Genomic DNA, 6,733 nt, shown 5'->3' with positions numbered 1-6,733 from the left:
CGCAAGGCAGCCTACTTCGGCATGGTCGAGTTCCTGCGCCTGATGGCAATGGTGCGCCCACCCTTTATCTTTTTCAGCAGCACCCGCAGCGAACTGCCTGCCTATCTTGACCTCGTAGCCGAACTGCACCTGCCCGGATGGGAGCGTTTTGCAGGCAGTCAAACCTTGACTGTGAGCAGCACCATCAACCGTAATTCAAGCTACGATGACCACCTGATTTATAAGTTCTGACAGCGGGCGGCATACTACTTTTAAAGGCATAAGATAATCCCCGTTTAACAGACTATTAAACGGGGATTATTTTGAAACAAAGATGATGAATAAGCTAAATTTTGCGCGGGTTTTGTCACAGATTGGGCATAGAACATTATAAAATCAAAGTTCCTCCAATTTATCCAGTACAACCTTAAGTTGATTGATTCTGCCAACTTCGCCCGTACCGTCCAGTGCGGCTATAAATCGTTCAATAACCTCACTGTTTCCACCTATGCTGATTTGCTTGTAATTCGGGTTTGACAGGCGTTTCCGCATGGCCGCTTTGGCTGATGCCGCCCGCAACCCCTTACTGTGCTGGGTTGTAGAATTACTCATCATCCAAGTCCTTGGTTTTGACGCCAAGGGCGTATGCCCAAACGGTAGCGGCAAGTTGCTGGTGGTAGGCAAGATCGGGAGATTGCACCCGTCCCCCGTGATAGGCAATGCCCGATCCATCAGCTTGGCGCGGCATCTCTGCCACTGTACCGAGTATGCCTTTCAGGGTTTGTTCAATTTTTTGCAGGTGTTCCTGCATGTCGGGCGGCAGCTCCTTCTTTCCCGCTTCCCACCTTTTCCAGGTAGTTTCCGATACCCCGTCCGGGTGATCTGGACGGGCAGCCAATACCCTTGCCGCCGTTTCGGTGGACATGCACATAGCCATTCTAAGCAGTTTTAGGTTCATTTGCCCTCCATCTCCGCAATTTCATCTTTATCAGCCACCCAAGCGGCCGAGAAATCCGCTTCCTGAAATAGGGCGGCTATGCCTGTAATTTGTTTCAGGCGCAACAGCTCGTCCTCGTCCATGCCGATGTGTTTGCGTATCCAATCATCCCCCATACCGGCTTCCACCAATTGGGCAACGATGTTTTTCATCAAATCTATACTGTGCGTTCCCCGAGCCCGGTTGTGCCGTATGGTCGATGCCATACGGTTTTGCAACGGTTTGTCTATGACTACCACCGGCAGTTTGCCGCCTTCCCGTTTGTAGATGCGCTCGCTGGTCAGCATGGTTGTGTAGCGGTGGTAGCCGTCTACGATTTCATACTCGTCTGTTTCCGGCAGGTAATAACAGACTATGGGCATGGTATACCCGTCTTCCCATATGGATAGCTCCAACAGCTTCATTTCGGGCGGGGCCACGCTGTTGGGATTGTAAGCGTTGGCGTGGATTTTCTCCACCGGCACTGCCTTTACGTTGTAAACCGGGCTTGGGCTACTCATAACTCCATCTCCCATTTGATAAATATCCCTTTCTCTTTCGGTATGGGTTTAAAACCCAGTTTTGCCAACCAAACCATGTCCCTAGGCTGGTTGGTGTAAATCTGTTTGTGCCCGTGTTCGCGGGCATATCTGACCGACCGCATAACCAGGGTTTTAAGCTCCATCGCGTTATCATCCGCACTGTAAAAATAGCGCAGATGGAGATTGCCGTTCTGCATGGGACGGGCGGATGCAAAGCCTGTCGTGCAGGATTTTTCGGTCATATTGACCCACCATACGTCCTTTTCTTTCGAGCTGACGGCAACCCCCAGCTTCTTGTGGACGGCCGGATCAACGATCAGCCGCCCCACATTACCCCACAGCTGGTAATCCTTACCGTCTCCGTGTATGTATTCTTTGATTGGCATTGCATTTTCCTGTGCTATCCGATGGCCATATATTACTAACTATTTAGTAACTACACAAGTAAAAATGGTCATAAGTTGGCGTAAAGTTCCAAGGCGCGTTTGCGCTTTGCGGTTTGTTCCTTGGTCTGACTAAAGCCCATGTATTTGCAGGTGTGGTCGTTTTTCAGGATGGTTACAGCCATCCGTTTCCAGCTGGGGACAAACATGAAATCCTTTACCGGGGCATCGTCTGGATATTCGGCAAAGACCACAGCCTTTTTGTCGCTGTGGTAGTTGCCCGCATGTTCGGAGATTTCGCAGGCTATACCCATTTCCCGCAAAGCGGCGATTGTTTCATCGCTTAGGACGCCGCCCTTTGGCCAAGGCAGCCGCCTGATGTCCCTGATTGGGCTTAGGCACAATCTTCAGCCCGCCGGTAAAACCGAGCTCATCTGCCAATATAGCCAGGTCCACCACCCGGCGGCCCTTGCCAACCTGTGCGCCCGGTTGGCCGGCCACCCGGCGGCCCTTGCTTACCCATACGGCCGGTTGGCTGACCAGTCGGTCGGCGATTTCAGCGGATAATTCGCCCAAGCCGCCGCCTTTGTTTTTGAATTGGTCGCGGGATACCCATGCCTGCCGCCCATCCACATCGAGCAGCAGGGCATGGGCCGTCTCGTATATGATGCGGGTGGCCATATCAGTTGCCTGCCAGCAGGTTGTCAATTTCAGCTAACCGCGTCAGCAGGCGGGTTTTTTCAGCATTCAAATCGGCAGCATCAACTTGACCGATTATTGATTTATTTTGATTGATTATTTCAACGACTACATCGTCGCCATATTCTCCCTTGGTCATTTCGACCAAGGGTAAGGACAGGTCCCTCAATACTATGACTGTCCCTTTTTGGGCGTAAGTGGTCCAGTGCTTCGCAGACCCACCCGAGTCAAAGCCCCCAGCCTTTATTACTACCCCGTCAAAGATTTTTGCCCCGCTGTCGCGGTTAAATGCACGGGCTACTGGCCGCCCGAAGAAATTGATGGTGTCGCGATCTATGTAGTAGCCGTTAGGCAGGCGGATATCGGCATCACATAGATGCTGCCGATATCCGTCCTCCCCGTAACAGTAGTAACAGGCTTCGAGCACATCTGCCTCGTCGCGGATGTCGAACGACCAAGACTTGGTCGCGCTGTCAAATGTTCCCGCCAAATTATGGGCACGGGCGACAAATTCTTTGTTGTATTCGCTGGTAACGGTGATACGGGTTTCAGTGCGGGTGATTTTAACGGTCATGATTTATCTCCGGAGGAGCCCGGGGTATGCGTATGCTGTCCCCGGCGATTGATATAAAGATGGGTGGTTTATTTGTCTGCTTTAATGGCAGACAAATATTCGTGCCAATGCGTATCGACAAGTTCTACTGGAATATCCCGTACAACAAAGGGGACATCGTAAAATAGTGCCATATAGGAAGGCTGAACCCTAAGGTAATCAGTATGTCCTTTGTATTCACATCGGGAATCCCATCCGGCGGTTGGATGAAACATCCAGTATTGCGCGCCGTCCCACACTATGTGGTGGTAGGGGAGATTTGGGGACCATAAAATGACGTGCATGGCGTTGGCTGCTTTATAGCTGCCTTGGCCGCTGACTTTTGGGATTGAGATAAATGATTTGTTCATAATGAGCTCCGTAGGAGGTTCGGTGTGCGATTTGCTATCCGATGGGTTCATATTACTAACTATTTAGTAATAATGCAAGAGGCGTCTGCTTATTTTTTAGTTGGCGGTAAAATATGTTTTACGCGACTTTTGTCATAGGTTTTTTGAGCGACTTTTGTCATGACCTATGACAAAACAAATGCGAAACTATGACAAAAGTCGCGCGACCTTACAACGGGCAAGCCTTTGCTTCAAACGGATATATAGTGGATTAAATTTGAATCAGGACAAGGCGACGAAGCCGCAGACAGTACAGATAATACGGCGAGGCAACGCCGTACTGGTTTAAAGTTAATCCACTATAAGGCGGTATCGGGGCAGCTTAATCCCCTGCCAAACCGGCAGCCGCCATTTCGCAGGCCGTCCGAACGGCCGCCATCAGGCTGCCGCTGTCGGCGCGGCCCGTGCCGGCCAAATCGAGGGCCGTGCCGTGGTCTACCGAAGTGCGGATGAAGGGCAGGCCGAGCGTGATGTTCACCCCTTGGCCGAAGGAAGCGTATTTCAACACCGGCAGGCCTTGGTCGTGATACATCGCCAGCACGGCATCGGCATCTTTCAGCATAAACGGCTGAAACAGCGTATCGGCCGGATACGGCCCGCGGATGTCCAGTCCGGCGGCGCGCATTTCTTCCAGCGCGGGGATGATGACGTCGTTTTCCTCATGCCCCAAATGGCCGCCTTCGCCCGCGTGCGGGTTGAGGCCGGCAACCAGGATGCGCGGGTGCGCAAGGCCGAATTTGTGCCGTAAATCGCGGTGCAGGATGCGGGCGGTTTCCAGCAGGCTTTCGCGGGTAATTGCGGCGGCTACGTCTTTCAGCGGCAGGTGGGTGGTGGCCAATGCCACGCGCAGGCCGCCGCCCGCCAGCATCATGACGACTCGGGGCGTGCCGCTTTTTTCGGCCAGATATTCGGTGTGGCCGCTGAAAAATCCGCCGCCCGCGCCCGCGTCGTTGATGATGCCCTTGTGCAGCGGGGCGGTGGTCATGGCGGCAAACGTGCCGTTTTGAATGCCTTGATGGGCGGTGTCGAGCAGTTGCAGCACATAGGACGAGTTGGCGGCGTTCAGACGGCCTGCCTCGCACGGGGCGGCCAGCGGGATGTGCCAAACGTCGAGCGTGCCGGGCTGCGGCGGGAGGTTGGGGGAAAAGTCGCGCAGGGCAACGGTTTTGCCCAACTGCGCCGCACGTTGGCGGAGCAGGCCGATGTCGGCGAGGACGATGGGGCGGCAGGGCAGTTTGGCGGCGGGAAGGTCGAGGCAGATGTCAGCGCCGATGCCGGCAGGTTCGCCGCCGGTGACGGCGATAACGGGAAGGGACATGATGGTTCCTTGATGGGTTGAGGCCGTCTGAAAACCCGTTTTCGGATTTTCAGACGGCCTGTTCGCTGCGGCGGTTATTTCAATACTACCCGTATCCATTGGCTGACCCAGCGGCGTTGGTTTTTCGCGATGGCCGCTTCAGACGGGTTGTCGCTGTGCTGCGGCGCGCGGGCGTGTTTAAACACGTCAGGCAGCGGCGTGTTTTTCACGGCGGGGTAAACCCACATTTCGGTCGGTACCGCTTTCTGCACCGGCGCGCTTTGCAGGTATTGCACCAGTTTGGCTGCCAAGGCGGGCTGTTTCGCACCGTTGAGTACCGCCGCGCCTTCCACTTGGCGGAACACGCCGCCTTTCAGGAACAATACGCCGGTGGGTGGGGTATCGAATTTGCCCTTGCCGTAATGCACTTCGGCCGCCGGGCTGGAAGCATAACCCACCACCAGCGGGCGCGAGCCGCCGTTGCGGCTGAATTCGGTGTAGTAGGCCTCGCTCCAGTCTTTTGTTACCTTCACGCCGTTGGCGCGCATTTTCGCCCACCAGTCGAAAGCCTGCTTCTCACCCATGCCTTGGATGTTGGCCAACAGGAAGCCTAAACCTGTGCTGGACAGTCCGGGATTGGGCATGGCCAGCAGGTCTTTATATTGCGGCTTGGCCAAATCTTCGAGGCTTTGCGGCAGGGGCAGTTTGTTTTTGGCAAACCAGGCTTTGTCGTAGTTGACGGCAATGTAGCCCGTGTCCACCGCCGCCGCATGGGGCAGGGTGGCGGTTACGGCTGCCGAGGGCGGTTGGGCGGCGGCGAGGATGCCGCCTTCCTTCGCTTTCAGCACGGTGGTGTTGTCCAGGCCGTACACCGCATCGGCAATCGGCTGTGCGCGGCTCAATACCAGCTTGTTTACCAATTCGTTGCCGCTGCCCGCCTTAATCACCGATACTTTGGCATCGTTGGCGCGCTCGAAGGCGGCAAACGCGTCTTTCGGCAAGCTGAACGATTTGTGCACAGCCAGCCGCACTTCCGTCTGCGCCTGCACGGCAGGCATTAAAAGGGCGGCTGTTGCTGCCGCAAGTAAAATCCGTTTCATACCATAATCTCCCTTTGGCTATAATCGCGGTAATGATACCGCCTAAAACGATATGAATAAAGAGCCGAAAACAACTATCTGGCTGTTTGACCTGGATAACACGCTGCACCATGCCGACGAAGGCATTTTTTATCTGATCAACCGCCGCATGACCGCCTACCTGATGCGGCGGTTGAAGCTGTCCGAATCGGAAGCCGACCACCTGCGCCGCGACTATTGGCACCGCTACGGCGCGACGCTGGCCGGGCTGCGCCTGCACCATCCCGAAACCGACATCGCCGACTTCCTGCGCCACAGCCACCCGATGGACGAAATCCTGCAGAAAGTCCGCCCCGTGCAAGGCACTGCAGACGTTTTAGGCCGTCTGAAAGGGCGCAAGGCCGTATTTTCCAACGCGCCGTCGTTTTATGTGCGCGGCTTGGCGGCCGAGCTGGGTTTGACCGACTGCTTCGACGCATTGTTCGGCACGGACGATTTCGGCCTGCTCTACAAACCCGCCGAAGCGGCCTACCTCACCGTATGCACCGCCATGAAGGCCGACCCGGCCGACTGCGTGATGGTGGACGATTCCGCCGACAATCTCGCCGCCGCAAAAAAGCTGGGCATGAAAACCGTTTGGTTCGGCAGCGGCAGCCATCCTCTGCCCTTCGTCGATTGCGCCGCACCCGATATGGCCGCGCTGGCCGCATGGGCGCAAGAGGCCGTCTGAAAAACCGTTTCTCGGTTTGAGACCTTTGCAAAATCCCCCCAAAATC

General features: G+C 55.2%; 11 protein-coding genes and 2 pseudogenes. 3 read left to right on the top strand and 10 right to left on the bottom strand.

All coding sequences use genetic code 11. The annotated features are described in order from the left end of the window. Window positions 1–231, top strand: a pseudogene (locus HMPREF3107_RS08050) (hypothetical protein); the annotation flags it as partial. A gap of 144 nt (window positions 232–375) precedes the next feature. On the opposite strand, the gene HMPREF3107_RS08045 reads toward HMPREF3107_RS08050, so the two are convergent. The 8 genes from HMPREF3107_RS08045 to HMPREF3107_RS08010 all read right to left on the bottom strand — a co-directional run bounded on the left by HMPREF3107_RS08045 (window position 376) and on the right by HMPREF3107_RS08010 (window position 3,542). Then, entirely contained in the window at window positions 376–594 is a 219-nt protein-coding gene (locus tag HMPREF3107_RS08045; RefSeq protein ID WP_141742860.1) for a hypothetical protein, read from the bottom strand. Continuing rightward, window positions 584–904, bottom strand: a complete 321-nt coding sequence (locus tag HMPREF3107_RS08040; RefSeq protein ID WP_168160536.1) for an Aca2/YdiL-like domain-containing protein — start codon at window positions 902–904, stop codon at window positions 584–586. The genes HMPREF3107_RS08045 and HMPREF3107_RS08040 overlap by 11 nt, the downstream gene beginning before the upstream one ends. A gap of 29 nt (window positions 905–933) precedes the next feature. After that, complete coding sequence (locus HMPREF3107_RS08035; protein WP_070454836.1) at window positions 934–1,476, bottom strand: IbrB-like domain-containing protein; 543 nt, start codon at window positions 1,474–1,476, stop codon at window positions 934–936. Continuing rightward, complete coding sequence (locus HMPREF3107_RS08030) at window positions 1,473–1,883, bottom strand: hypothetical protein (RefSeq protein WP_070454835.1); 411 nt, start codon at window positions 1,881–1,883, stop codon at window positions 1,473–1,475. The genes HMPREF3107_RS08035 and HMPREF3107_RS08030 overlap by 4 nt, the downstream gene beginning before the upstream one ends. A gap of 68 nt (window positions 1,884–1,951) precedes the next feature. Continuing rightward, on the bottom strand, window positions 1,952–2,194 hold the full coding sequence (locus HMPREF3107_RS08025) for a DUF3440 domain-containing protein (protein ID WP_070454834.1): 243 nt from the start codon (window positions 2,192–2,194) through the stop codon (window positions 1,952–1,954). A gap of 22 nt (window positions 2,195–2,216) precedes the next feature. Continuing rightward, window positions 2,217–2,561, bottom strand: coding sequence for a hypothetical protein (locus tag HMPREF3107_RS12150; protein ID WP_070454833.1), 345 nt, complete (start codon window positions 2,559–2,561; stop codon window positions 2,217–2,219). Between the two features lies 1 nt (window position 2,562). Next, on the bottom strand, window positions 2,563–3,153 hold the full coding sequence (locus HMPREF3107_RS08015; protein WP_070454832.1) for a hypothetical protein: 591 nt from the start codon (window positions 3,151–3,153) through the stop codon (window positions 2,563–2,565). Between the two features lie 68 nt (window positions 3,154–3,221). Then, window positions 3,222–3,542, bottom strand: coding sequence for a hypothetical protein (locus HMPREF3107_RS08010; protein WP_070454831.1), 321 nt, complete (start codon window positions 3,540–3,542; stop codon window positions 3,222–3,224). Window positions 3,543–3,774: 232 nt separating this feature from the next. Between HMPREF3107_RS08010 and HMPREF3107_RS12380 the strand changes: the two are divergent. Next, a pseudogene (locus HMPREF3107_RS12380) lies at window positions 3,775–3,883 on the top strand (IS5/IS1182 family transposase); the annotation flags it as partial. A 20-nt stretch (window positions 3,884–3,903) separates the two neighbouring features. On the opposite strand, the gene pdxA reads toward HMPREF3107_RS12380, so the two are convergent. Further along, a complete protein-coding gene (gene pdxA / locus HMPREF3107_RS08005; protein ID WP_070454830.1) occupies window positions 3,904–4,899 on the bottom strand; it encodes a 4-hydroxythreonine-4-phosphate dehydrogenase PdxA in 996 nt (331 codons plus the stop codon). A gap of 74 nt (window positions 4,900–4,973) precedes the next feature. Continuing rightward, window positions 4,974–5,978 (bottom strand): thiamine ABC transporter substrate-binding protein, encoded by a 1,005-nt coding sequence (locus HMPREF3107_RS08000; RefSeq protein ID WP_070454829.1) that lies wholly within the window; start codon window positions 5,976–5,978, stop codon window positions 4,974–4,976. A gap of 52 nt (window positions 5,979–6,030) precedes the next feature. Between HMPREF3107_RS08000 and HMPREF3107_RS07995 the strand changes: the two genes are divergently transcribed. Continuing rightward, window positions 6,031–6,687, top strand: coding sequence for a pyrimidine 5'-nucleotidase (locus HMPREF3107_RS07995; RefSeq protein WP_070454828.1), 657 nt, complete (start codon window positions 6,031–6,033; stop codon window positions 6,685–6,687). Window positions 6,688–6,733 lie beyond the last annotated feature (46 nt).

This window comes from Neisseria sp. HMSC31F04 (assembly GCF_001807735.1).
In the GTDB taxonomy this organism is placed as follows: domain Bacteria; phylum Pseudomonadota; class Gammaproteobacteria; order Burkholderiales; family Neisseriaceae; genus Neisseria; species Neisseria elongata.
Note: the sequence above shows the minus strand (reverse complement) of the source record. Positions and strands in the feature narration are given on the sequence as shown.

What these genes read in the sequence shown, in the direction of transcription:
- HMPREF3107_RS08025 (WP_070454834.1), bottom strand. Translation starts at nt 2,194, where the DNA reads ATGGGTATAGCCTGCGAAATCTCCGAACATGCGGGCAACTACCACAGC.
- HMPREF3107_RS08010 (WP_070454831.1), bottom strand. Translation starts at nt 3,542, where the DNA reads ATGAACAAATCATTTATCTCAATCCCAAAAGTCAGCGGCCAAGGCAGC.
- HMPREF3107_RS08030 (WP_070454835.1), bottom strand. Translation starts at nt 1,883, where the DNA reads ATGCCAATCAAAGAATACATACACGGAGACGGTAAGGATTACCAGCTG.
- HMPREF3107_RS08035 (WP_070454836.1), bottom strand. Translation starts at nt 1,476, where the DNA reads ATGAGTAGCCCAAGCCCGGTTTACAACGTAAAGGCAGTGCCGGTGGAG.
- HMPREF3107_RS08045 (WP_141742860.1), bottom strand. Translation starts at nt 594, where the DNA reads ATGATGAGTAATTCTACAACCCAGCACAGTAAGGGGTTGCGGGCGGCA.
- HMPREF3107_RS08000 (WP_070454829.1), bottom strand. Translation starts at nt 5,978, where the DNA reads ATGAAACGGATTTTACTTGCGGCAGCAACAGCCGCCCTTTTAATGCCT.
- HMPREF3107_RS07995 (WP_070454828.1), top strand. Translation starts at nt 6,031, where the DNA reads ATGAATAAAGAGCCGAAAACAACTATCTGGCTGTTTGACCTGGATAAC.
- HMPREF3107_RS08015 (WP_070454832.1), bottom strand. Translation starts at nt 3,153, where the DNA reads ATGACCGTTAAAATCACCCGCACTGAAACCCGTATCACCGTTACCAGC.
- HMPREF3107_RS12150 (WP_070454833.1), bottom strand. Translation starts at nt 2,561, where the DNA reads ATGGCCACCCGCATCATATACGAGACGGCCCATGCCCTGCTGCTCGAT.
- HMPREF3107_RS08040 (WP_168160536.1), bottom strand. Translation starts at nt 904, where the DNA reads ATGTCCACCGAAACGGCGGCAAGGGTATTGGCTGCCCGTCCAGATCAC.
- pdxA (WP_070454830.1), bottom strand. Translation starts at nt 4,899, where the DNA reads ATGTCCCTTCCCGTTATCGCCGTCACCGGCGGCGAACCTGCCGGCATC.